The sequence below is a fragment of the Streptomyces sp. NPDC006339 genome (genome assembly GCF_040612775.1).
Classification (GTDB): Bacteria; Actinomycetota; Actinomycetes; order Streptomycetales; family Streptomycetaceae; genus Streptomyces.
Map to the genome: position 1 here is coordinate 1 of NZ_JBEXQW010000006.1, position 24,386 is coordinate 24,386.

General features: G+C 74.8%; 13 protein-coding genes and 1 pseudogene. 2 read left to right on the forward strand and 12 right to left on the reverse strand.

Features of this window, described 5'->3' with window-relative positions; translation table 11 throughout:
- The 11 genes and pseudogenes from ABZ135_RS06240 to ABZ135_RS06290 all read right to left on the reverse strand — a co-directional run.
- Window positions 1-646: pseudogene (locus ABZ135_RS06240) on the reverse strand (hypothetical protein); the annotation flags it as partial.
- Window positions 640-1,551, reverse strand: a complete 912-nt coding sequence (locus ABZ135_RS06245; RefSeq protein WP_356692338.1) for a thioesterase domain-containing protein — start codon at window positions 1,549-1,551, stop codon at window positions 640-642. The pseudogene ABZ135_RS06240 and the gene ABZ135_RS06245, both read right to left, overlap by 7 nt.
- The gene (locus ABZ135_RS06250; RefSeq protein ID WP_356692340.1) at window positions 1,548-3,359 is read right to left on the reverse strand and encodes a non-ribosomal peptide synthetase; all 1,812 of its coding nucleotides are present in this window, start codon (window positions 3,357-3,359) and stop codon (window positions 1,548-1,550) included. Before ABZ135_RS06250 ends, ABZ135_RS06245 begins: the two co-directional genes overlap by 4 nt.
- 675 nt (window positions 3,360-4,034) lie before the next feature.
- Entirely contained in the window at window positions 4,035-8,702 is a 4,668-nt protein-coding gene (locus ABZ135_RS06255) for an amino acid adenylation domain-containing protein (protein ID WP_356692342.1), read from the reverse strand.
- A 53-nt stretch (window positions 8,703-8,755) separates the two neighbouring features.
- A complete protein-coding gene (locus ABZ135_RS06260; protein WP_356692344.1) occupies window positions 8,756-13,624 on the reverse strand; it encodes an amino acid adenylation domain-containing protein in 4,869 nt (1,622 codons plus the stop codon).
- A 192-nt stretch (window positions 13,625-13,816) separates the two neighbouring features.
- Window positions 13,817-15,097 carry a glutamate synthase-related protein gene (locus ABZ135_RS06265; protein WP_356692346.1) on the reverse strand — a complete coding sequence of 427 codons (1,281 nt, stop codon included), beginning with the start codon at window positions 15,095-15,097 and terminating at the stop codon, window positions 13,817-13,819.
- Window positions 15,094-16,095, reverse strand: a complete 1,002-nt coding sequence (locus ABZ135_RS06270) for an asparagine synthetase A (protein WP_356692348.1) — start codon at window positions 16,093-16,095, stop codon at window positions 15,094-15,096. Before ABZ135_RS06270 ends, ABZ135_RS06265 begins: the two co-directional genes overlap by 4 nt.
- On the reverse strand, window positions 16,092-17,639 hold the full coding sequence (locus ABZ135_RS06275) for a methylaspartate mutase (RefSeq protein ID WP_356692704.1): 1,548 nt from the start codon (window positions 17,637-17,639) through the stop codon (window positions 16,092-16,094). Before ABZ135_RS06275 ends, ABZ135_RS06270 begins: the two co-directional genes overlap by 4 nt.
- 68 nt (window positions 17,640-17,707) lie before the next feature.
- Window positions 17,708-18,229, reverse strand: a complete 522-nt coding sequence (locus ABZ135_RS06280; RefSeq protein ID WP_356692350.1) for a cobalamin-dependent protein — start codon at window positions 18,227-18,229, stop codon at window positions 17,708-17,710.
- A gap of 381 nt (window positions 18,230-18,610) precedes the next feature.
- Window positions 18,611-19,867 carry a helix-turn-helix domain-containing protein gene (locus ABZ135_RS06285; RefSeq protein WP_356692352.1) on the reverse strand — a complete coding sequence of 419 codons (1,257 nt, stop codon included), beginning with the start codon at window positions 19,865-19,867 and terminating at the stop codon, window positions 18,611-18,613.
- 263 nt (window positions 19,868-20,130) lie between these two features.
- Window positions 20,131-20,547 (reverse strand): MerR family transcriptional regulator, encoded by a 417-nt coding sequence (locus tag ABZ135_RS06290; RefSeq protein WP_356692354.1) that lies wholly within the window; start codon window positions 20,545-20,547, stop codon window positions 20,131-20,133.
- A gap of 435 nt (window positions 20,548-20,982) precedes the next feature.
- Here ABZ135_RS06290 and ABZ135_RS06295 point away from each other — a divergent pair, with 435 nt between their 5' ends.
- Both ABZ135_RS06295 and sigJ read left to right on the forward strand, forming a co-directional pair.
- Entirely contained in the window at window positions 20,983-22,455 is a 1,473-nt protein-coding gene (locus tag ABZ135_RS06295) for a SulP family inorganic anion transporter (RefSeq protein WP_356692706.1), read from the forward strand.
- Between the two features lie 78 nt (window positions 22,456-22,533).
- Window positions 22,534-23,529, forward strand: a complete 996-nt coding sequence (gene sigJ / locus ABZ135_RS06300) for an RNA polymerase sigma factor SigJ (protein WP_356692356.1) — start codon at window positions 22,534-22,536, stop codon at window positions 23,527-23,529.
- 62 nt (window positions 23,530-23,591) lie between these two features.
- On the opposite strand, the gene ABZ135_RS06305 is transcribed toward sigJ, so the two are convergent.
- The gene (locus ABZ135_RS06305; RefSeq protein WP_356692358.1) at window positions 23,592-24,275 is read right to left on the reverse strand and encodes a DUF305 domain-containing protein; all 684 of its coding nucleotides are present in this window, start codon (window positions 24,273-24,275) and stop codon (window positions 23,592-23,594) included.
- Window positions 24,276-24,386 lie beyond the last annotated feature (111 nt).

Below are 24,386 nucleotides of genomic sequence, written 5' to 3' on the forward strand. Positions count from 1 at the left end.
GATCTTGGCGTCGTCGCCGCGTACGACCACCCAGTCGAGCCCCGGGGTGTCGGCGAAACGGAGGTCGTTGCGGGTCAGCCGGATCCTCGGGGGTGCGCCCGAGGAACGCCACGTCGCAGACCCGCACGACCATGTCCCGGTCCTTCTCGGGGACGTCGAGGAGGTCGCACATGACCGCCAGCGGCAGGGCGGAGACCACGTCGACGAGGTCCGCCTCGCCCTGCTCGACCGCCCGGTCGAAGAGTTCGCCGGCCCGCTCGGTGATCGAGCGGGCGGCTCCGCGCACACCGCCCTTGGAGAAGAAGGGGTTGGCGGGTGCCCGCAGTTCGCGGTGGCGAGGCGGGTCGGTGAGGGCCATCATCCGGCCCGAGCCGACCGGCACGTTGCCCGGTCCCGCGCCCAGCAGCGAGCCGGACTCCGAGCTGAACGCGGCCGCGTTGCGCAGCACCTCCGCCGACTCCCGGTAGGTGAGCACGGACCAGACGGGGCCGTCGTCGACGGTGTCGGTGAGGTGGACGGGCGCCTCCGCGCGCAGTGCGTCGACCAGGGCCGGCGTGTCGGGCCGGGCCCACAGGTCCGGGTCGGTGAGGTCGACAGCGGTGGTGGTGGAAGTGGAGGCGGCGGTGGTGGCGGCGGTGGTCAGCATGACGGCTCCTGGAGGCTGCTGCGGTCGGTAGCGGACGACGGGGCAGGGCCCTGAGGGTCCGTCAGAGAGGTGAGGAGGGAGGCCAGGAGGTCGACCGGGCCGGGCCGGTCGACGGTGGCGAGGAGGTGTCCGCCGGGCACGACGCGATGGCCGAAGGCCCCGCGCGTGTGGGCGGCCCAGCCGGTGAGGCAGGCGGGCTCGGTGAGATCCGTGCGGCCGGTGGGGTCGGTGGAGTCGGTAGGACCGGTGGGACCGGTGGTGAGCATCGGGTCGTCGGCTCCGGCCAGGGCGTAGAGCGCGGAGCCGATCGGCGCGTGCGGGCGGTGGCGGTAGGTGGCGCTGACGACGAGGTCGGTCCGGATGGCCCCGAGGGCGAGCTCGACCAGCTCCGGGTCGGCCCGGACCAGCTCCTCCAGGCCGGTCATCCTCAGGAGCTCGGACGCGTCCAGGTCCCTCGACTTCCGCTCGGCCCAGGCGGCCGGGGCGGGGGCGCCGGCCGTGACCACCAGCGCGGGGCGCCGGTCCGCGGGCAGGGCGCGGGCGACCTCGTAGGCGAGCAGGGCGCCGAAGCTCTGTCCGTAGAAGGCGAACCGGCCGCCGTCGCCACCACCGGTCAGGTGAGGGGTCAGGGCCTCCGTGACGGCGGCCACCAGGGCGTCGAAGTCGGGCGGCATCGGATGCCGGCTGCGGCCGCCCCGGGCCGGCGGGCGCAGCGCCCAGACCTCGGCGACGGGCGCGAGGGCGCGGGCGAGCGGGGTGTAGGCGGTGGCGTCGCCGCCGGCGTGCGGGAAGCAGAACAGCCGGAGGGACCGGTGGGGCTGGGGCGCCGGTACGAGGAGCCAGTCGCCCTCGACGCGGGGACGGGCGACCCGCGCGGCGGGCACGGCAGGCAGGGTGGCGGTCATCGGACGGCCTCCCGGCGGGCGGTGAGCGCGGGGCGGGCGGCGGCGGGACCGGCCGCGGCGGCACGGCGTACGGCGGCGGTGAACTCGGCCAGGTCGGCGGCGTCGAGGAGGTGGCGGAGCTGGAGCTCGACGTTCAGTCTGCGGCGCAGCAGGTGGACGACGCGCAGGGCGGCGAGCGAGTGCCCGCCGAGGGACAGGAAGTCGTCGCCCGGACGCACGACCGGCACCCCGAGCACGGTGCGCCAGACCTCGGCGACCTGCTCGTCCACTCCCCCGGCCGCGTCCTGCGTGACGGCCTCCGCCGCCGGTGCGGGCAGGGCACGGTGGTCCACCTTGCCGTTGGGGGTGAGCGGCAGGGCGTCCAGGACGGTCACGGAGGACGGCACCAGGTGGGCGGGCAGGGTGCGGCGCAGGGCGGCGAGCAGGTCGGCGGGGCGGACGCCCGCCGTACCGGTGACGTAGCCGGCCAGTCGCTGGTCGCCGGGCGCGGGCTCGTAGACGGTGACGGCGGCGGCGGTGACCCCGTCCAGGGCGGAGAGGGCGTGCTCGACCTCGCCCGGCTCGATCCGGAAACCGCGCAGTTTGACCTGGCGGTCGGCCCGGCCGACGTACTCGAGGAGGCCGTCCGGGGAGCGGCGGGCCAGGTCGCCGGTGCGGTACATGCGGGCGCCCGGCTCCGCCGCGAACGGGTCGGCGACGAACCGGCCCGCGGTCAGGCCCGGGTGCCCCGGATAACCGTGCGCGAGCCCGGGCCCCGCCAGGTACAGCTCCCCGACCGCGCCGGCGGCCGTCACCGGGGCCAGGCGCTCGTCGAGCAGATGGGCGCGGACCCCGGGCAGTGGCTCGCCCAGGTGCGGGCCGGGGCCGGTGATCGGGGCGGTGATCGCGTCGACGGTGCACTCGGTGGGCCCGTACAGGTTGAGCGCGTCGATACCGCCGTCGGCCAGTTCGCGCCAGGTCCGGGCGGGCACGGGCTCGCCGCCCATGAACAGCCGCGGCACGCGGGCGCCGGCCAGCGACTCGCGCAGCAACCGCCAGTGGGAGGGGGTGAGGTCGAGGTCGGTGACGCCGTGCTCGGTGAGCAGGCGCGCGAGCCGGGCGGGGTCGGCCCGGTGCTCGTCGTCGATCACCACCAGCGTGTCGCCGCGGCAGATCCGGATCCACTGCTGGACGGAGGCGTCGAAGGACACACTGGCGTTCCAGGCGACGACGCCCGGCTCGGGACGGTAGGCGCCGCTGCGCTCCAGCGCGTCGGCGAGGTCCGCGACGGCGCCGTGCGGCACCTCGACGCCCTTGGGGCGGCCGGTGGAGCCGGACGTGTAGATGACGTAGGCGGAGTCGAGGGGGTGGGGGACGAACGTGTCCGCCGGTCCGTCGGCGGCGCTGTCGGGGCGGAGCACGGGGACGCCCGCCGGCACGGGCGGCGCGGTGTCGTCGCTGACGACGGCGGCGAGGCGGGCGTCGGCGGCCATGAACGCGATCCGCTCGGCCGGATAGGCCGGATCCAGCGGTACGTACGCGGCGCCGGCCCGCCACACGGCCAGCAGCGCCACCGGCAGATCCACGGTCCGCCCCAGATGCACCCCGACCCGGTCCCCCCGCCGCACCCCCTGCGCCCACAGCGCACGGGCCAGCGCCGCACTGCGCCGGTCCAGAGCCGCGAAGTCGAGACCGCCGTCGACGGCCCGTACGGCGTCCCGCCCGGGGTGCGCGGCAACGGCACCCCGCAGGCGGGCCAGCAGATCGACGGCGGGGGTGGGGGTGGGCGTGAGGGGGGTGGTGATGGACGGCTCGACGTAGGTGGTCATGCGAGGGCACTCCTTAGTGGGGTGGGGTGGGTGGACGTACGTGAGGGTGAGTGGGCGGGTGGGGGACGGCGGACGGCCGAGGCCGAGCGGGCGATGCCGGGTGGACGGTCCGATGCGGGCCGAATGGCCGGCACGGTGGAAGGGGTCGAGGGCGGACGGAAGGCCGAGCGGGCCGGACAGCCGTGGGGCCCGCAACGGTCAAGCGGGCCACGCGTCCGATACGGGGCGGCCGGCCGCTGCGAGCGGAACGGGCGTTGAGGCCGGATGGCCTTGGGGACGAAACGGTCGCGCGGGGCCGGATCGCCGGGAGGGGCGGGCCGGACGCCCTCAGGCGGACGTGACGGCCGATGCGGCCCGGAGGCTCAGGCCGGACGGCTGCGGATCTGGCGCCCGATGCCGGCCGGAGGCACGTATGCGGGCCTGAGACCCGCGCCGGACGGCTGCGGACTCGACAGCCGACCCCGGCTGCCCGTCCCGCCGCGGGCCGGAGGTCCGTGCGACCGACGGCGCGGCACACCTCGACCCGGTCGACCGGAGGCGGCCGGAGCCGCCGTGCCGCGCCACCCGCACTCGGGCCCGGGGCACCAGGCCCGAGTGCGGACCCCGGCCCGGGCCCAAGTACGGGCCCCGGCCCAAGTACGGACCCGCACCCCCGTCCCCCGCCCCGCCCCCTCCTCACGCGTCCGCGGCCAAGCGCGTCAGCGCCTCCGCGTACGCGTCCATGAAGGTCTCGGCAGTGGTGTCGTCCACCACCGCGCGCTGGTGGTCCACGGCCAGCAGCACGCGGTGCGAGACGGGGTCCTGGATGAGGGAGGCGCCGAAGGCGAAGCTGTTGGGTTCGTGGCGCAGGGTCGGTTCGCAGCCGATGCGGCCGTCCTCGATGCGCGCGGCGCTGAGCCGGCCGAGGGCGTGGAAGCGCAGGTAGCCGAACTGGCTGTCGAGCGCGGTGTCGGCCATCATGCGGGCGAGCCGGGCGAAGGGCACGCGCCGGTGCGGCATCATGTCCAGCTCCTCGCGGTGCACGTGCCGTACGAGGGCGGGCAGGTCGTCCTCGTCCGGTTCGGCGACCAGGGGGACGGTGTTGAGGAACAGGCCGTACACCTCGGTGCCGCCGAGCCGTTCGAGGCGGCCGTTCATCGCGAGGCCGGTGGTGACCCGGCGGCGGCCGGTGATGCGGGCCAGGGCGTGGAGGTGGGCGGCGAGGGCGACCGACTTGATGGGGACGGCGAGCGCGTCGGCGACGGCGCGGAGCTGACCGGGCGCGTCGGGCAGCACCCGCTCGACCGTGCGCGGGAGTTCGTGGACGTCCTCGCTGCCGGGCCAGAGCTGGCCGGTGGCGCCGTCGAGGCGCCGCTGCCAGTACGCGAGGGACTCCGGGTCGCCGGCGGCCGCGCGTTCCACGGCGACGAAGTCGCGGAAGGCGGTGCGCGGCGGCGGGGTCGGCGCGGAGGCCGGGTCGGCGGCGAGCGCGGTGTGCCGTTCGAGGATCTCGGTGAGGAGTGAGGTGAAGCTCCAGCCGTCGAGGATGGCGTGGTGTTCGGAGATGGTGAGTTGGAAGGCGTCGTCGGCGAGCCGTTGGACGGTGATCCGGAAGAGGGGCGGTGCGGCGAGGTCGAAGGGCCGGTCCCGGTGGTCCGCGAAGACGCCCCGGATCCGCTCGTCCTGCTCCGGCTCCGCCTCCTTCCGCAGGTCGGCGAATTCGAGGGGCACCGGCAGGCTGCCGTGGACGAGTTGGAGCGGCTGGCCGTAGCCGGAAAGGTCGAGGCCGGTGCGCAGCACGGCGTGCCGGGTCATCGCCTCGCCGACCGAGCGGCGGAAGGCGGTCTCGTCGAGGTCGCCGGTGATGCGGTACGAGTTGACGTTGTGGTAGCTGTCGGTGCCGCCGGCGACCTCCATGTGGAAGACCATGGAGAGCTGCATGGAGACCATGGGGTAGGCGTCGACGATGCCGGGCGGCAGTGCGTCCCGGTCCTCCCCGTCGATGAGGGCGAACGGCCGCTCGGCGGCCGGGTCGGCGGCCACGGGGCGGGCGAGCGGCAGCAGTTCGGCGACGGTGGGGGCGTTGAAGACGTCCCGGAGGGTGATCTGCCAGCCCCGGTCGTGGAGGGCGCCGGCGAGCTGAACGGCGCGGATGGAGTCGCCGCCCAGGTGGAAGAAGTCGTCGTGGACGCCGATCCCGCCGACGCCGAGCACCTCCGTCCACACGCCGGCGAACAGTTCCTCCTCGGGGGTACGCGGCTCGACGTGCCGGCCGGCGGCCGCGGGAGTGGTGGCGGTGGCGGCCCGGCCGGGGGCGGGCAGGGCGGCCCGGTCGACCTTGCCGTTGACGGTGAGCGGCAGCGCGTCGAGGACGGTGACGGTCGCCGGGATCATGTAGTCGGGGAGCGTACGGGCGAGGAAGCCCCGCAGGTCGGCGGGCCCGGCCGGGGTGCCGCCGGTGACGTAGGCGGCGAGCCGGTCCTCGTGCACGGTGACGGCGCAGGCGTCGACGTCGGGGTGGGCGGCGACGGCGTTCTCGATCTCGCCGAGCTCGATCCGGAAGCCGCGAAGCTTCACCTGGAAGTCCGCGCGGCCGACGTATTCGAGGCCGCCGCCGTCCGGCAGCCGCCGGGCGACGTCGCCGGTCCGGTAGAGCCGGGCGCCGGGCGGTCCGTACGGGTCGGCGACGAAGCGGCCGGCGGTGAGTCCGGGCCGGTCCCAGTAGCCGTGCGCGAGGCTGCCGCCGCCGATGTACAGCTCGCCGGGGACGCCGGGCGGGCAGGGCCGCAGCCAGTCGTCCAGGACGAGCGCGGTGAGGTGCGGCATGGCGTCGCCGACGAGGCTGCGCTCGAAGCCGGCGCCGCCTTCGGCGACGTCGTGGAGGGTGACGTGGACGGTGGTCTCGGTGATGCCGTAGAGGTTGCAGAGCCGGGCGGGCGGCAGCGGGTCGAGCTCGTGCCAGCGCTGGACCACGGCCGGGTCGAGGGCCTCGCCGCCGAGCATGATCCACCGCAAGGCGGGAAGGGCGCGCGGGCGGCGGCGCAGGGCGGGTTCGAGCTGGCGCAGGGCCGAGGGGGTGAGGCAGAGGTGGGTGACGCGTTCCTCGTCGAGCAGGGCGGTGAACTCGTCGGGTGAGCGGCTGGTGAGGTACGGGACGACGGTGAGGCGGCCGCCGTGCAGCAGGGCGCCCCAGAGCTCCCAGACCGTCCAGTCGAAGGCGTAGCTGTGGAACAGCGTCCAGACGGTGTCCGGGCCGAAGCCGAAGTGGTCGCGGCCGGAGTCGAGGAGGCGGCTGACGTGTTCGTGGGCGACGGCGACGCCCTTGGGGCGGCCGGTGGAGCCGGAGGTGAAGATGAGGTAGGCGAGGTCGCCGGGCCGGCCCGCGGCGGGCGGTCGTTCGGCGGGGTGGGCGGCGATCTCCGCGGCCCGGGCGGTGAGGTCGAGGGTCTGCCAGGGGCCGTCGGGGGCGCGGTCGGGCCGGTCGGTGAGGACCAGCGTGACGGCAGTGTCACCGAAGACGAGGGCGGCCCGGTCGGCCGGGGCGGCGAGGTCGACGGGCACGTAGGCGGCGCCGGTCTTGAGGACGGCGAGGATCGCGGCGGGTACGGCGGCGGTGCGTTCGAGGAGCAGGCCGACCCGGTCGCCGGGGCGTACGCCGCGGGCGAGCAGGGCGTGGGCCAACCGGTTGGCGCGGCGGTCGAGTTCGGCGTAGCTGAGGGTGCCGTCCTCGTCGCTCACGGCGGGCCGGTCGCCGTGCGCGTCGACGGCCCGCTCGAAGAGCCGGTGCAGGCAGTGGCCCGGGTCCAGCCGGGCGGGGCGGTGCGGCTGCTCGGCGGAGGTGAGGCGCAGGACGGTGGTGTCGGGGTCGGTGAGGGCCGCGTCCAGGAGGGCGGCGTAGTCGGCGGCGAGGCGGCGTACGGTGCCGGCGTCGAAGAGGTCGGTGCTGTACTCGGCCTCGCCGCGCAGCTCGCCTCCGCCTCCGCCTCCGCCGTCACCGTCGCCCTCGCCCTCTCCCTCGCCCTCGCCCTCGCCCTCGAAGACGGACCAGGTGAGGTCGAACTTGCTGGTGCCGTTGGAGCGGACGGTGCGTTCCGCCGTGGCGGCGCCGAGCACGAGCGGCGCGCGGTCCTCGGTGTGGGCGCCGAACACGACCTGGACGAGGGGCGGGTGCTGCGGGGTGCGCGGGGTGCCGAGCCGGTCGACCAGTTGGTCGAAGGGCACGTCGAGGTAGCCGAAGGCGTCGAAGGCGGTGTCCTGGAGGTCGGCGAGCAGCCCGCGGAAGGTGGCGTCGGGGGCGAGCCGCACGCGCAGCGGCAGCAGGTTGACGAAGTAGCCGAGGAGGTCGGCGAGTTCGGGGCGGTTGCGGGTGGTGACGGGGGTGCCGATCAGCAGGTCGTCCGCGCCGGTCCAGCGGCCCATCAGCAGGGCGAAGGCGGCGAGTTGGACGGTGTACGGGGTGACGCCCTCCCGTTCGGCGAGCGCCCGGACCCGGGCGGCCGTGCCGGGCGCGAGGCTGAACGGCTCGGTGGCCCCGCCCTGGCCGCGCTCGGCGGGCCGCGGCCGGTCGCCGGGCAGCTCCAGGAGGGTGGGGGCGCCGTCGAGGGTCCACTTCCAGTGGGCGAGGTGCTCCTCGTACGAGGTGTGCCGCTCCTCCTCGGCCCAGTCGGCGTACTGGGTGGCGAGCGCCGGCAGGTCGGGGGTGCGCCGGTCGGCGAAGGCGCCGTACAGCTCGGCCAGTTCGCGTTCGAAGAGCTCGGCCGACCAGCCGTCCCAGATGATGTGATGGACGACGAACAGGAGCGTGGTCCGGTCCTCCGCCAGCCGGAACGCCTCGGCCCGCAGCAGCGGCCCCGTGGCCAGGTCGAACGGCTCGGCCACCCGCTCGGCGATCGCCCGCTCGACGCGCTCGTCCCGCTCGCCTTCCGGCAGCCCCCGCAGATCGGTGACGCCGAGCGGCACGGCGAGGGCCCCGTGAACCTCCTGGCGCGGCCCGTCGGAGTGCAGCGCGAACGTGGTGCGCAACACCTCGTGCCGCGCGACCACACCGTCCAGCGCCCGCTGGAGCAGCGCGAGATCGAGCGGTCCGGTGACGTCGTACGTCCAGGGCGTGCTGTACGTGGCGGCGCACGGGTCCCAACGGTCCAGGAACCACAGCCCCCGCTGGAGCCCGGAAACGGGTGCGGTCCGGACGGGAGCGGGAGCTGTACGGACCGGGGCGGCGGCCCCGGTCCCCAGGGACCGGACGGCGGCCGGGCCTGCGGCCGCGTCGGCGCCCGGGTCGGCCGGCATCGCCGTGCGCGGGGTAACGGACGCGCCGATGGCCGGAGCCTCCGGCGCGGTGGGCGGCTCGGTGGACGGGCTCACGGGCTCGTTCCCTTCGGTCGGGCGGGTGGGCGGGGGGTTGTGCGGTCGGGGCATCACGGGGTCAGCCGTTCGGCGATGGCGCCGACCGTGCGGCCCCGGAAGACCGCCTGGGGCGGGACCCGGGTGCCGGTGTCCCGGGAGAGCCGCATGGCGACCCGTACGGCGGCCAGCGAGTTGCCCCCGATGCGGAAGAAGTCGGTGTCCGGGCCGAGTTCCTCGGCCCGGCCGAGGACGGCCCGTACGGCGTCGGCGACCAGGCGCTCGGCGGCGGTCAGCGGGTCGGCCGGGGCGGCTTCGGGGCGGTCGGCGGGGGCGGGAAGGGCGCGGCGGTCGACCTTGCCGTTGGGGTTGAGCGGCAGCGCGGCGAGGACGTCGAGCGTGGCGGGCACCATGTGCTCGGGCAGCAGCGCGGCCAGGTGGTCGAGCAGGGCGTCGGGGTCGGGGGCGGGCGCCGGTGCTGCGGCCGGGGTGACGTAGGCGGCGAGGCGGGAGTCGCCCGGCGCGGGCTCGTGGACGGTGACGGCGGCCTCCCGCACGGAGGGGTGGCGGGTGAGCGCGTCCTCGATCTCGCCCGGCTCGATCCGGAAGCCGCGGATCTTCACCTGGTCGTCGATCCGGCCGGTGATCTGCAGGACGCCGTCGGGCGTCCGGTGGCCGAGGTCGCCGGTGCGGTAGAGCCGCTCGCCGGGAGCGCCGAACGGGGAGGCGACGAACCGTTCGGCGGTCAGGCCGGGGCGGCCGACGTATCCGAGGGCGAGTCCGCCGCCGGCCGCGTACAGCTCCCCGGTGGTGCCGTCGGGGACGGGGCGCAGCCGCTCGTCGAGGACGTGAACGGCCTTGCCGTGCAGGGGGTGGCCGATGGGGATGGCGGCCCCGGTGGTGTCCTGCCGGGTGGCGCGGTGGCAGGTCGTGAGGCCGAGGCTCTCGACCGGGCCGTAGCCGTTGGCGACGACCAGCCGCGGATACTGGTCGAGGGCCTTGGCGACGTGGGTGACGGAGGCCCGCTCGCCGGCGGTGAAGGCCACCGCGAGGTCGTCGTAGGTCTCGGGGAACTCCTCCAGGAGGAAGTTGAAGAGGCTGGCGGACAACTGGAGTTGGGTGACTCCGTGGCGGCGGGTGAGCGCGGCGATCGTCTGCGGGTCGGGCCGCTGGCCGGGCTGGAGCACGCACACTCCGCCGAAGGCCAGCGCGCCGTACAGCTCCAGGGCGAAGGCGTCCCAGGAGACCGGGGAGCACTGGAGCCAGACCTCGTCGGGTCCGAAACGGGCGTAGTCCTGGCCGAGGTAGGTGGTGGTGAGGGCGCGGTGCGGGACGGCGACGCCCTTGGGGCGGCCGGTGGAGCCGGAGGTGAACATGACGCAGGCGAGGTCGTCGCCGGTGACCGCGAGACCGGGGTCGTGGCCGGGCCGGGCCGCGACGGCGGCGGCCGCCGCGTCGAGGTCGAGGTGGCGGGCGACGGGGAACGGCGGGCTCGCGCCGCGGTGGGTGACCAGCAGGGCGGCGCCGCTGTCGGCGGCCGCGCCGGCCAGCCGCCCGGCCGGGAAGTCCGGGTCGAGCAGGGTGTAGGCGGCGCCTGCCTTGAGGGTGGCGAGGAGGACGACCACCAGGTCCGGTCCGCGCTCGACGAGGACGGCGACGGTGTCGCCACGGCCGATGCCGAGGGCGCCCAGGTGGTGGGCGAGGCGGTTGGCCCGCTCGTTCAGGGTGCCGTAGTCCAGCCGGTCCTCGCCGGAGACCACGGCGAGGGCGTGCGGGTCCCGGGCGGCGCGGTCCTCGAAGAGGCGGTGTACGGGTGTCGCGACGGCGGCGGCGAGGGTGCCGAGCCATGCCTCGCACAGCTCCGCCATGGTGGCCGGGTCGAACAGGTCGGAGTCGTACTCGAAGCGGCCGGTGAAGTCGGTGCCCCGGTCGTCGACGGAGATCGACAGGTCGAAGCGGGAGACCGGGTTGGAGTGGAGCCCGCGGGTGACCTCGGTGCCGCCGACGGTCAGCGGGCGGGTGTCCAGCGGGTGCAGTTCGAGCAGCACCTGGCAGAGCGGGTTGCGGTCCTCGGTGCGGTCGTCGGGGCGCTCCGCCATGACGGCGGCCGCGATGGCGTCGAACGGCGCCTCCTGGTGGCGGTAGCCGCCGATCGCCACCTCGCGCACGTGCCGGACGAGGTCGCGGAAGTCCATGCCGTCGTCGATCCGGACGCGCAGCGGCAGCAGGTTGACGAAATAGCCGATGAGCGCGTCGAGTTCGGACCGGCCGCGGACGCTCACCGGGGAGCCGAGCACCAGGTCGCGCCGGCCGGTCCGCCGGTGGAGGGTGAGCGCGAGTCCGGCGAGCAGCACCATGAAGGGGGTCGCGTCCTCGCCGCGGGCCAGTTCCCGGACGGCCTCGGCGACCGGGCGGGGCATGGCGAAGCGGTGGAACGCGCCACGGAAGGACTGGAGTTCGGGCCGGGGGCGGTCCGTGGGGAGCGGCGGCTCGGTGGGCGCGTCCTTCAGGTGCTCGCGCCAGTGGTCGAGTTGGCGTTCGGCGGTGGCGTCCTGCTGCTGCCAGAGGCTGTAGTCGGCGTACTGGACGGGGAGTTCGGGCAGTTCGGCCGGACGTCCTGCGGCCAGGGACTCGTACAGGACGGCCATCTCGGCCTCCAGGACGGGGAGCGAGCCCTCGTCCCAGACGATGTGGTGGCAGAGCAGCAGGAGGGTGGACGTGCCGCCGGTGCGGTAGAGGTGGGCGCGGACCAGCGGGCCGGTCTCCAGGTCGAAGGGCACCAGGGCGGCCTCGGCGAGCAGGTCGTCCAGGGCGGCGGCGGTGGTCTCCCGGACGGTGAACGGCAGTTCGACGGAGGGGTGGACCACCTGTCGCGGGCCGTCCTCGGTCAGCGTGAACGTGGTGCGCAGCGCCTCGTGCCGCTCGACGACACCGGCCAGGGCGCGGCGGAGCAGCTCCGGGTCGACCGGGCCGGCGAAGCGGAAGACCCACGGCACGTTGTACGTCGCCGCGCCCGGGTTCCACTGGTCCAGGAACCACAGCCCGCGCTGGAGGCCGGCGAGCGGCGCCTCCGTGGCGCCGGTCCGGGTGAGCGCCGGGCGTTCGCCGTCGTCCGAGGCGGCGGTGACGGCGGCGGCGAACTCGGCCAGGGTCGGCGCGTCGAAGATGGTGTACGGGGAGATCATGCCGAACACGTCGAAGACCCGGCCGACCACGCGCACGGCGGTGAGCGAATCGCCGCCCAGGTGGAAGAAGTTGTCGTCGGCGCCGACCTCGGGCACGCCGAGCACGTCCGCCCAGACGGCGGCGATGAGCTGCTCGGCGGGGGTACGCGGCGGGCGCCGGCCGGTGTCCGGTGCGCCGGGCGCGGCGGCCCGGGGTGCGGGCAGCGCCGTCCGGTCCACCTTGCCGCCCGGGGTCAGCGGGAACGCGGCCAGCGGGGTGACGGTCGCCGGGAGCATGTGCTCGGGGAGCCGCTCGGCCAGGTAGGAGCGCAGTCGGGCGGGGTCGAGGACGACGTCGGAGGCGCCCCGGGCCCCGGTCCCGGTGCCGGTGCCGGCCTCGGTCCCGTCGCCCCCTGCCGTCGGCACCGCCGCCGCCCCGGTGCCGGTAGTGCGGGTCCCGGTGCCGGGGGCGCCGGTACCGGTCCCCGCACCCGTCACGTAGGCGGCGAGCCGGCCGTCGTGCGCGACCACGACCGCTCCGGCGACGTCCGGGTGCCCGGCGAGGAGCTGCTCGATCTCGCCGGGCTCGACCCGGAAGCCCCGGATCTTCACCTGGTGGTCGGCGCGGCCGACGAACTCCAGCGGGGCATCCGCGCCGGAGCGCCGGACCACGTCCCCGGTGCGGTACATCCGGGCGCCCGGCTCCGGCGCGAAGGGGTCCGCGAGGAACCGGCCGGCCGTCAGGCCCGGGCGGCCGTGGTAACCGGAGGCGAGCAGCGGCCCGCCGAGGTACAGCTCGCCGGCCGTGCCGGGCGCCACCGGCCGCAGCCGGTCGTCGAGCACGTACGCGCGGCGGTCGCCGAGCGGGCGCCCGATCGGGACCGTGCCGCCCTCCCCCGCCGCCGGACCGGCGAGCTCGTGCACGGTGGCGGTGACGACGGTCTCGGTCGGCCCGTACGCGTTGAGCAGGGGCACCCCGGTGGCGGTCCACCATCCCGCGGCGGTGTCCGGGTGGAGCCGGTCGCTGCCGGAGATCATCAGGCGGAGGGAGCGCGGTGCGCGTCCGCCCTCGCGGAGCGCGGCCACCACCTCCTGGAAGTAGCCGGCGGCGAGGTTGGCCACGGTGACGGACTCGGCGTCGATCAGATCCAACAGGGCGTTCGGAGCCAGGAGTTGATCTTCGGGTACGAGGACGCAGGCGCCGGCCGAGAGGGCGGTGAGCACCTGTTCGACGGCCACGTCCACGGTCGGGCGGGCGAGGTGCAGCACCACGTCGTCCTCCGTGAGGCCGAAGCGCTCGACGGCGGCGGACAGGTGGCCGGCCAGTGCGGCGAGCGGGACATGCACGCCCTTGGGGCGGCCGGTGGTGCCGGAGGTGTAGATGAGGTAACCCGCGCCGCCGGTCCGGTCCGCGCCGCCGGAGCCGCCCGTCCTGCCCACCTCGACCGCCTCGACCGCCTCGACAAGGTTGCCGTCGGTGTAGGCGAGGGTGGCGCCGGCGTCCTCGCGGATCAAGCGGTTGCGCTCCTCGGGGGCCTCCCGGTCGAGCGGCAGGTAGGTGGCGCCAGCGCGGAGGGCGGCGAGCAGGCCGACCACGTGGTCGAGCCGGTCACGGCCGGTCACGGCCACCGTCCGCCCAGGGGCGATCCGGGCGGCGAGGGCACCACTCAGCTCGTCCAGCTCCCGGTAGACCACGGTCCGGGCACCGAGCCTCAGGGCCGGACGGTCCGGAAACCGGCGTGCGACGGCTATGAAAGGGAAATCGCGAGATTTCATCATCCAACCCCGATGAATTGAGGACGCTGCGGGCAGTGAGGTCGACGATAGGGCGGCGCATCCGGCCCAATCGGCAGAATGCGGGGAAGTCCATCGGCAGTTTCACCTGCCGCTTTACCTGTGGATTCTCGGCCAAAAAGAGCGGCCCGCCGAGCGCACACGGGCGCTTCGGCGGGCTGAGGACATATATCTCCCCTATCCGTCGACGTGAATTCCCGGGAATTCCGGGGACCAGACGTCGTCACGGTCCAGGGCGGCCGGCGCGTATTTTCCGAGTGCGCTGATCAGCAGGCACAGTTCGAGGGCGAGGCATTCCGTGAACCGGACGAGACCGGCCCGGGGGTCCTCGGCCGTGGCGAGCAGGGCCGCCCGTCCGAGACCCACCGCGCGGGCGCCGAGCGCCAGGCTCTTCACCGCCCGGCCGCCCTCCCACATCCGCCCGGAGACCAGCAGACAGGGCGGCGGCCCGGCGGCGGCCAGCCGGCGCAGGCACTCCGCCAGCGGCAGGCCGACCTGGGCCGGGAAGGCGCCCGGCGCCCAGCCGGTGCCGCCCTCGGCGCCGTCCACGGTGACGGCGTCCGCGCCCGCCTCGGCGGCCACGCGGGCGGCCTCGGCCACGTCCCGGCCGGGGTGCAGCTTCACCCAGACGCGGGCGCGGGGGAAGTTGTTGCGCATCAGCCGGACCTGCTGGCGCAGGATCTCCGCCGTGAAGGTGCCGGGCGTGCTGGAGCGCAGCACACGGCCGTCGCCGAAGACGTCGTCGATCCCGTAACGGTCGCCGAGCCGCGCGGCCGCCTCGGCGTCCAGGACGGTCATCCCGCCGAGGCCCGGCTTGGCGCCCTGCCCGATCTTCAACTCGAAGGCCAGACGGCCGGATTCGAGCAGCGGAAGGGCCGCCGGGTCGCTGTAGACGAGGTTCCACACCTCGGCGTCCGCGTCCTCGGTGGACTGCTGGACGGCGACGCCGCCCCGCCCGTCCGGCAGTTCCTCGGCGTAGGCGCGGAGGCGGCCGAGGAGCGCCCGGTCCGCCGCTTCGCCGAGCCGGCCGTAGCCGTTGACCGGGACGACGTTCTCGCCGATCACCATGGGGATTCCGAGGGCGCCCGCCTGCCGACTGAGCGCGAGGCCGAGGTCGCCGCCGGCCGCCCGGGTGGAGCCGAGCGCCGACACGTACACCGGCAGGCTGGAAGTGAACCCACCAAGGAGAGTGGTGAGTTCCACGTCCCGGTAGTCCGGCTCCCGCCCCAGTTCGATGAGCCGGGCGAGCCGCTGCGGCATGAAGACCGGCGGGGTGATGCGCAGCGCGTCGAGCGGATCCCGCGCGCGGTCCGCCGAGCGCCGCTCGCCTCCGCCGCCCTCGGCGCCGAACAGGACGCCGCCGTACTCGCCGGGCGGCGGGAAGGCCGCCGCCGCCCCGGCCCGGGCGCGGTGCCGGACCTCCTCCTCCGGGAAGCCGGGCGCCGCGAGGTCGCTCACGGTGACACCACCCCCGCCAGCTTGGGGAAGGCGCTGGCCTGCCAGACCGCGTCCAGACCGGCGACGTAACGGGTCAGCCGCTCGACCCCGATGCCGAAGCCCGCGCTGCCGGGCACGCCCTCGCGCACCAGGTCCAGGTACCAGCGGTACTTCTGCGGGTTCTCGCCGGTCTCCCGCATCCGGGTGACGATCTCCGCGTAGTCGTTGGTGCGCTGGCTGCCGCTGCACAGTTCGCCGTAGCCCTCGGCGGCGATCAGGTCGAAGTTGCGGAGCAGCCCCGGGTGTTCGGGGTCCTCGCGGTCGTAGAAGCCGCGTGAGCCCTTCGGGTAGTCGGTGACGAAGAACGGGCGGTCGCGTCGGCCGGAGAGCAGGGCCTCGCCCTCCCAGTCGAGTTCGGCGTCCGGGCTCTGCGGGTGGCCGAGTCCGCGGAGTTCGGCGACCGCCTCGGCGTGCCGCATGCGGCCGAAGGAACCCTTCAGGAGTTCGGTGAACGCGTCGGTGTCGCGGCCGAGTTCGGCGAAGTCCTTGGGCAGTGCGCGGATCGCGCTGTCGACCATGTGGACCACCAGCTCCTCGACCAGCCGGACGGCGTCGTCCCGGCTCGCGCCCGCCATCTCCACGTCGAGCTGGTGGAATTCGACGAGGTGGCGGCGGGTGCCGGCGGTCTCCAGCGGTTCGAGACGGACGTTGGGCGCGATGCAGAAGATCTTGTCGAAGGCCAGGAGCGACGCCTGCTTGTAGAGGATGGCGCTGGTCATCAGCTTGTAGCGGTGGCCGTAGAAGTCGACGTCGACCTGCTTGGAGCCGCGCGAGCCGGGGTCGGTGACCGGCCCGACGATCGGCGGCAGCAGCTCCGTGAAACCCTGTTCGCGCAGGAACGAGCGGGCGGCGGAGAGGAGTTCGTGCTGGACGCGCAGCGCGGCGCGGGTGGCCGGGGCGGTGAGGTGGCGGCCGGGGTCCGGGAGCGGTGCGGCGGCCGTGTGCCCGTCGGTGGTCATGGTGTGGTGAGTCCCAACTGTCGTCGTGGCGTGGACGTCGTACGGGGCGGTGCGGCGGGCGTTCGGGGCGGGTCGGGGACGGCACCGGCGGCGGTACCGGCGACGGCACCGGCGGGCGTGCGGGCGGCGGCGCGGGCGTCGTAGGTCCGCTGGACGTGGGAGAGCGCCGTGATCAGACCGGTGGAGCCGAGGATCGGCGGACGCGGGCCGCCGTCGGCCAGGCCGGCGATCGGCATCGACCCGACGCTCGACCAGTGCAGCCGGCCGTCGGGTCCGAGAGAGCTGCGGGCCCGGCCGGCGTTGTCGGGGTGCAGGCAGTAGGGCACGTCCAGGTACCCGGCGGCGAAGGCCCGCACGAGCGCCCGGCCGATGTCCGCGTCCAGTTCCAGGACGGCACCGATCAGCGCCCGCGCCTCCGCCTCGATACCGGTGTCCTCGACGGCGAGGCCGCGGGGGCCGGGGCTGTGGACGTCGGGGCTGTGGGGGACGGTGCCGTCAGGGCCGAGGTCGCGCGAGCCGGCGGCGTGGGAGCTGATGCCGTACGGACCGGTGCCGTGCGGACCGGTGCCGTGCCGGCCCGGGATCTGGGTGTACGTGCCGGGCGCGGCGGGCGGGGCGGCGCGGCGGGCGTGCTCGTCGGCGGCGGCCGTGGCGGCGGTCTCCAGCGCGCGGACGTTCTCCGCGACGGTGGGGATCCGGTGCGCCTCGGCGGTGGTCTTGACGATCAGGCGGGCCGCGCCGGCCCGTACCGCCAACCGGGCCGCGTCCTCCAGGAGCAGCCGGGCGCCACCGGGTGAGCGCGGGAAGACCCCCATGTACGCGTAGAGGACGATGTGGTGGTCGACGTCCGGCAGCAGTTCGCGGGCCAGCCGCCCGAGGACGGTGAGCGCCTCCTCGTCCTGGCGCGGGTCGGCCTGCTGGGCGTAGCTGAGCGAGATGCCGCGCAGCCCGTGCTGCCGGAAGAACAGCGCCTCCAGCACGCTGACCGCGATCAGCAGGCTCGGCGGGCAGAGCTGCCCCATCAGGCAGCCGCCGAAGGTCTCCAGGTGCGGCTCCGTGCCGAACTCCCTTATCGACGCGAGGAGTTCGCAGCTTCGCTGCCAGTCGGCGACCGCCTCGCGCAGGGGCGTCCGGCTGTAGGGAAGGCAGTACGAGACCGGTCCGCCCTCGGTGGCGTCCAGGCCGGCCGCGAGCAACGCGCGGACGATGTGCTCCGGTCTGGCGGAACCGTGCCGGACCTGGACCGGGAAGCGCGCGTCCGCGACGCCCCGCAGCACCGCCCGGGTGGTGTCGTCGGGGTGGGTGGCGATCGGGTAGCCGTTCAGGCCGAGCCCGTGGGAGAGCGCGTGCCGGGCGGCCGCGAGATCGCCGGTGCGGGTGTAGCTGTCGAGCGTGATGGTGCCGACGGTGACGGCGTCCGCGTCCCGCGTGGCCAGCAGGCCGTCGCGCATCCGCAGCGGGTCGGCCATGCCCATCCTGGGCTGGACCACCAGCGCACCGGCCGCGCGAGCACGGGCCACGAAGGCGCCGAAGCCGCCCGCCACCGGGGGGCCGGCCGGGACGTACGGGCGCGGGGCCGGCGTGTCGCGCGCGGCGCCGCCCCCGGAGCCGGTCACAGGAGCGCTCCGGACCCGGCGGTCAGGGGGCCGGGCGCGGACCCGGTGGCCAAGGGCCCGGGCGCGGATCCGGCGGTCAGCGCGCCGACGAAGGAGGGGAACTCCGCCACCGGGCGGCCCTCCTCGAAGACCCCGTCGAAGCCCGCCGCCAGCAGCGCCCGCCGCCGGGCCGGGGCTCCGGAGCCCGCGATCCCCAGCTTCCCGCCGATCACGGTGGTCGTGCGGGCCAGTTCGGGGCAGGAGCGCAGCGCGGCGATCACCCGCAACCCGTCGTGGAAGCCGTGCCCGTTGACGCTGCTCAGCACGATCAGGTCGGGTTCGATCCGGCGGCACTCGGCGACCAGCAGCTCGTCCGGCACGCACGCGCCCAGGTTGGTGACCCGGTGCCCGAGCTCCTCCAGGAGCAGGTGGAGGAAGACCAGGTTCCAGGTGTGAGAGTCCGAGGCCATGGTCGTCACGACGACGTCCAGACCGGCCGGCTCGGCCTTTCCGTGCTGCTCCACGGCATGCTGATCCACGGCGCAAACCCTCTGTGTCGGTAGGTGGTGAGGAATCCCGGACTGGTGAGCGATCCCGGGACGGCGGTCCCTCCGGGCGGCGCCCGCTGTCCGGGCGTCCGGGTCCGGGTGCCCGGGGTGTCCTGGTGTCCGGGTTTCCCGGTGTCCGGGGTCCGGCTCGCCCGGCTCCCGGGTCCGGCTCGCCCGGCCGTGAACAGAACGCTAGGGACGATCCGGGCGCCGGACCGGCAGCTCGCCCGGCAGGATGCGGGCAGTATCGAACCGGAACGGGGACCGGACCGAGACCGGAACCGGACCGAGACCCGAACCGGGGCCGGACCGAGACCGGGACCGGCACCGGAGCCGCTCGGTCGTGGCGGCCGCGGGGCGGCCGGCCGAGGCTCAACTCGCCGTCGCCAGCTCCGCGTACGCGCGGCCCCCGCACAGGCTCCGGCAGAGGTTCAGCACGGTGAACCGGACACCGTCGCGGGCCTGGACACTGCGGATCAGCCCGCTCGCCAGCAACTCGTGCACGGCAGCCAGGCATTCCTGCGGCGGCCGGCCGCTCAGTACGACGGCGTCCTCGCCCGTCCAGTCCCCCGGTTCGGCCGCGAGGCGCTCCAGCAGGTCGCGCTGACCGAGCGTCAGCCGGTCGAGGGCGGCCCCGAGCGCCGCCCGTACGTCCGCCCGACCCCCGTATCCGGCGGGCGGCGGCGCCAGGTGGAACGGCCCCTCTGCGAGGCGCGCCACCAACTGGCGCGGGGACAGGACCGTCGACCAGCCGGCGACGAGCTCCAAGGCGCCGGGCAGGCCGTCGAGTTGGCGGCAGAGGGCGGCGACTGCGGGTGCCTCGTCGGGCTCCAGACGGTAGCCGGGCCGCAGTCGGCGCAGGTGGGAGAGCAGCAGTCGGACGGCGCCGACCTCGGCCAGGGCCGCCGGGTCGTGGTCGAGTTCGGGACCGGGGGTGGGCAGCGGGGCGAGCGGGATCACCTGGCCGCCGGGCAGCGGTTGCGGGACCCGGGCGGTGATCAGGACGCGCAGGCCGGGGCAGCGTTGGAACAGTTCGTCCAGCAGGGCCGTGTCCACGCCGGCGTCGGCGCCGTCCAGGACCAGGAGGGTGGGCCGCTCCCCGATCGCGCGGGCGAGGTCCGTACGGCGTTCGAGCCCGGCGACCGGCAGTCGGCCGCAGTCGATCCAGCGCACCGACCAGCGGGAGGCGAGGTGCAGCCGTCTCGCGACCTCCAGGGCCAGTCTGGTCTTGCCGGCCCCGCCCAGTCCGGCCACCGTGACCAGCCGGTCGCCGTGCTGGGCGAAGGCGTCGGCGAGGACCTCGACCTCCAGCTCCCGGCCGACGATCGCACCCCGGGCGACCGGGGGCGCGGTCGGTTCGTCGCCGGGCTCCTCGGTGGGCGTCTGCCGGCGGGCGGTGGCCTCGAAGACCGACCGGTTGCGGCCCTCCAGTCGCAGCGCGTCGGCCAGCAGCCGGACCGTCTCCTGCCGGGGACGCTGGACCCGGCCGCTCTCCATGTCCCGGATGGCCCGGACGCTCAGGGTGGCGTGGTCGGCGAGCACCTGCTGGGTCAGCCCGACCCGCTCGCGCCAGATCCTGAGCAGCTCTCCGAAGCCCGCCGTCGACTGCGGCGACTGAACACCGTCCATGCCTCGTCCACCTTTCGTGGGATGGCCAACTACCGGGGACCGGGGGCCCGGGCGGCCGTACGGCACGCCGAGCGCGACGTCGACCGGTGGTGACCGTCGAGCCGTGTTCCCCCTGGCACCGATGGTCCACGGCACGGCTCTACGGCCGATCAACGGCCGATCACCACTCGCTCACGCCGTCTCCACACCTCCCCCCACTCTCGGGCGGCACCGGAGGGTCCGCCGGAGCCGACCCGACCCGACCCGTATCGCGCCGGACGGGGTCAGGGGCGGACGGCGGGGGCGGTGTCCTGCTCGAGCCGGGCGCCCAGGGTGGCGGCGAAGTCCTCGGCGCGGGAGAGCTGGACCCGGAGCTTCTCCACCTGCTCGACGGCGGCCCGCTCGTAGGAGCGGATCCGCTCCAGCAGGGCGGCGCGGTCCTCGGCACCGAGGCCGGGATCGCGGTCGAGGCGGTCGGTCGCGTCGAGCAGGTCGCGCATCTGGTCCAGGGTGAAGCCGAGCGGTTTCATGCGGCGGATCACCATCAGACGGGCGACGTCGGCCTCGGTGTACAGGCGGAAGCCGCCCTGGGAGCGGGCGGAGGGGATGACGAGGCCGGTCTCCTCGTAATGCCGGATGGTGCGCAGAGAGAGCTCCGTGCGCGCGGCGACCTCGCCGATCTGCATGTGCCTGCCGTCCATGCCCACGATCCTCTGGTTCTTCTCGTCTCCGCCGGCCCGGCCGGGGTCGGAGCCCCGGCGGCACCTTCCATCCCTACTCTAACGTTAGGGTAGAGTTGCCGGTGGCGAGGGCGAGGGCGCCCGCGCCGTACCGCTGCCTCCGGCGTCACCGTCGCCGTCACCTTCGCCGTATCGGGGCCGATGACGCCCCCGGAGTCGCCCGCGGCGGCGCCCCGCGGAGAGCCGAGCCGTCCCTTCCGCGTCCCCACCCACCCCGCCCGCCCCGGCTGCCCCGGTCGTCCCGGTCCTCCCGGCTGTCGAACGGGGTGTGCCCGAGCACGACAGGTCCCCTCCCTCTTGCCTTCCTCCTCTTCCACGCCCACGCCGACGCCCGCTCCCCCGGCCACGGCCTCGACCCCGGCCTCGGTCTCGGTCTCCGCGTCCCTCGCCGCGCGCCTGCGGGGCCTGAAACCCGACTGGTTGTCGGATCCGAAGGTCTGGCGCACCGAGGTCCTGGCCGGGCTGGTCGTCGCGCTGGCGCTGATACCCGAGGCGATCTCGTTCTCGATCATCGCCGGGGTCGACCCGGCGCTCGGCCTGTTCGCCTCGTTCACGATGGCCGTGACGATCGCGGTCGTCGGCGGGCGCCGGGCGATGATCTCGGCGGCGACCGGCGCCGTCGCGCTCGTCATCGCCCCGCTCAACCGCGAGCACGGCCTCGGCCATCTGATCGCGGCGGTGATCCTGGCCGGCTTCCTCCAGGTGGTCCTGGGGGCGCTGGGGGTGGCGAAGCTGATGCGGTTCATCCCGCGCTCGGTGATGGTCGGCTTCGTCAACTCGCTCGCCATCCTGGTCTTCATGACGCAGGTCCCCGAGCTGACCGACGTCCCGTGGGCGGTGTATCCGCTGGTCGTCGGCGGTCTGGCGCTGATGGTGCTCTTCCCGAGGATCACCAGGGCGATCCCGGCGCCGCTCGTCTCCATCGTCATCCTGACGACGATCACCGTCGCGGCGGGGATCGCGGTGCCGACCGTGGGCGACAAGGGCGCCCTGCCGTCCGCCCTGCCCGTTCCGGGTCTGCCGGACGTGCCGTTCACGCTGGACACCCTGGCCACCATCGCCCCGTACGCCTTCGCGATGGCGCTGGTCGGGCTGATGGAGTCGCTGATGACCGCCAAGCTGGTCGACGACATCACCGACACCCGCTCCGACAAGACCCGCGAGTCGATCGGTCAGGGCATCGCGAACATCGTCACCGGCTTCTTCGGCGGCATCGGCGGCTGCGCGATGATCGGCCAGACGATGATCAACGTGAAGGTCTCCGGCGCGCGCACCCGCCTGTCCACCTTCCTCGCGGGCGCGTTCCTGATGGTGCTGTGCATCGCCTTCGGGCCCGTCGTCTCCGACATCCCCATGGGCGCACTGGTCGCCGTCATGATCATGGTGTCGGTCGCGACCTTCGACTGGCACTCCATCGCCCCGAAGACCCTCAAGCGGATGCCCGCCGGCGAGATCGTCGTCATGCTCGTCACCGTCGTCTGCGTCGTCGCGACCCACAACCTCGCCGTCGGCGTCGTCGTCGGCTCGGTCACCGCCATGGTCATCTTCGCCAAGCGCGTCGCCCACCTCGCCGACGTCACCGCCGTCACCACCCCGGACGGCTCCACCGTCGTCTACCGGGTCACCGGCGAGCTGTTCTTCGCCTCCTCCAACGACCTCGTCGGCCGGTTCGACTACGCCGGCGACCCCGACAGGGTCGTCATCGACCTGAGTGCGGCGCACGTCTGGGACGCCTCCTCGGTCGCCACCCTCGACGCCGTCGAGACCAGATACGCCCAGCGCGGCAAGACGGTCGAGATCACCGGTCTCAACACCCCCAGCGCCGACCTCCACGGCAGACTCAGCGGCGAACTCGCGGTCGGCCACTGACGCCGCCACCGGGCGGCGGAGTGACGCGCATCACCTCACACCGTGTCACGTCTTCGCGGCCTCGGGTGTCTTGAGGGCATGACCGCACACAGCGACCTCGGCCTCGGCCTCGACAAGGCCCCGGCCGACCACCGCCCCGCCGCGCACACCCCCGTGCGCACCGCCGCGCACGCCGCCGTGCCCGCCGACGAGCACGCCGAGCGGTTCACCGTCCTGCGGCCGCTGCTGTTCACGATCGTGTACGAGATCCTCGGCTCGGCCACCGAGTCCGACGACGTGCTCCAGGACAGCTACGTACGGTGGGCCGACGTCGACCTCACGACCGTGCGGGACACCAGGTCGTATCTGGCGCGCCTGGTGACCCGGCAGGCGCTCAACGCACGACGGGCGAGCACCCGCCGGCGCGAGGACTACGTCGGCCCGTGGCTGCCCGAACCGCTGCTGCTGGACGAGAACGACGCGTCGGCCGACGCGGTGCTCGCCGAGTCGGTGTCGATGGCGATGCTCGTGCTGCTCGAGACCCTCACCCCCGACGAGCGGGCGGTGTTCGTGTTGCGGGAGGTCTTCGGCTTCGCGCACGCGGAGATCGCCGCGGCGGTGGGCAAGTCCGTGGTGACGGTACGGCAGGTGGCGCACCGCGCCCGCTCGCACGTACAGGCCCGGCGCCGCCGCTTCGAGCCCGTCGACGCCCTGACGACCGAGCGGATCACCCGGCAGTTCATGAACGCCGCGGCCACCGGCGATCTGGAAGGGCTGCTGTCCCTGCTCGCCCCGGACGTGACCTGGACCGCCGACAGCGGCGGCAAGGCGACGGCGGCGCGCCGCCCGGTGGTGGGCGCGGAGAAGGTCGCCGCGTTCCTCCTGGACCTGCTCCGCACCGGGCGACGCCTGCCGGACCTGCGGATCGAGCGGGCCAACTGCAACAGCACGCCCGCGCTGGTCGTGCACGGCGGCGACCGGGTCCAGGGCGTCTTCCTGATCGAGATCGCCGACCACCGCATCACCCACTTCTACGCCATCCGCAACCCGGACAAGCTCGTCACGGTGACGGTCCCGCGCCGCATCAGCCGCTAGAAGCCCGTACCGCGCCCCGCTCCCCGGGCGGGGAGCGGGGCGCTGGAGCACGGGGACGGGCCCTACTTCCTTCCGCGCCCGAGCCGGTCGCGGAAGTCCTCGATCTCGGCCTGCTGGGCGGCGATGCCGGTCGAGGCGGCCTCACGGAGCCGGTGATGGACGGCGCGGGACTGGACTTCGAGCGAGACGGCGATGCCCTCGGAGTGGTGGGGGATGATCCGCCTCAGGAAGGCGGTGTCGAAGCCCTTGCCGGCCGGCGTCCTGCGCAGCTCGTCCACGCGCTTGCGCGTCTCCTTGTCCATCTCGGCCATCTCCTCGCGGGCCTCGGCGGGTGCCTGGGCCCTGGCCTGCTGCGGGGTGAGGCCGTACCACTCGTGCAGCCAGCGGGTGAAGCGGTCGATCTGGTGCTGCTGGCCGCTGATGATGTGCTCGGCACGGTTGCGGACGTCGGCGTCGACGCCGCGTTCCCGTTCCAGCTTCGCCATCTCGACGGCGGCCCGGTGGTGCGGGATGACCGCGGCCAGGAAGGTCACTTCGAGCTGCTTGCCCGCCAGCCCGGCGAGCTCCTCTCCCAGCTCGTACGCCGCCGGGGACGCCGACAGCGGCTGCGGGTCCTGGGACGTCGTGCTCGTCGGCCGCTCGGGCCCCGGACCGCCGGCGGCGAACGAGGCCGGCGCGAGGGCGAGGGACAGCACGGTGGCGACCGCCGCGACGGCGGCACGGCGCCGCAGGGGGTTCTGCGTCAAGGCTTCCTCCAAGAGGACGGCTGCGGTTGGCGTCAGTAACGTGTGGCCTCCCCCCGCCCCCCGGAAACCCCACCCCGGCCCCCCGCCACCCGATCACTCCACCGCCTCCCC

Coding starts and splice junctions, on each gene's coding strand:
- ABZ135_RS06270 (WP_356692348.1), bottom strand. CDS start 16,095: ATGACCACCGACGGGCACACGGCCGCCGCACCGCTCCCGGACCCCGGC.
- ABZ135_RS06245 (WP_356692338.1), bottom strand. CDS start 1,551: ATGACCGCCACCCTGCCTGCCGTGCCCGCCGCGCGGGTCGCCCGTCCC.
- sigJ (WP_356692356.1), top strand. CDS start 22,534: ATGACCGCACACAGCGACCTCGGCCTCGGCCTCGACAAGGCCCCGGCC.
- ABZ135_RS06260 (WP_356692344.1), bottom strand. CDS start 13,624: ATGATGAAATCTCGCGATTTCCCTTTCATAGCCGTCGCACGCCGGTTT.
- ABZ135_RS06250 (WP_356692340.1), bottom strand. CDS start 3,359: ATGACCACCTACGTCGAGCCGTCCATCACCACCCCCCTCACGCCCACC.
- ABZ135_RS06290 (WP_356692354.1), bottom strand. CDS start 20,547: ATGGACGGCAGGCACATGCAGATCGGCGAGGTCGCCGCGCGCACGGAG.
- ABZ135_RS06285 (WP_356692352.1), bottom strand. CDS start 19,867: ATGGACGGTGTTCAGTCGCCGCAGTCGACGGCGGGCTTCGGAGAGCTG.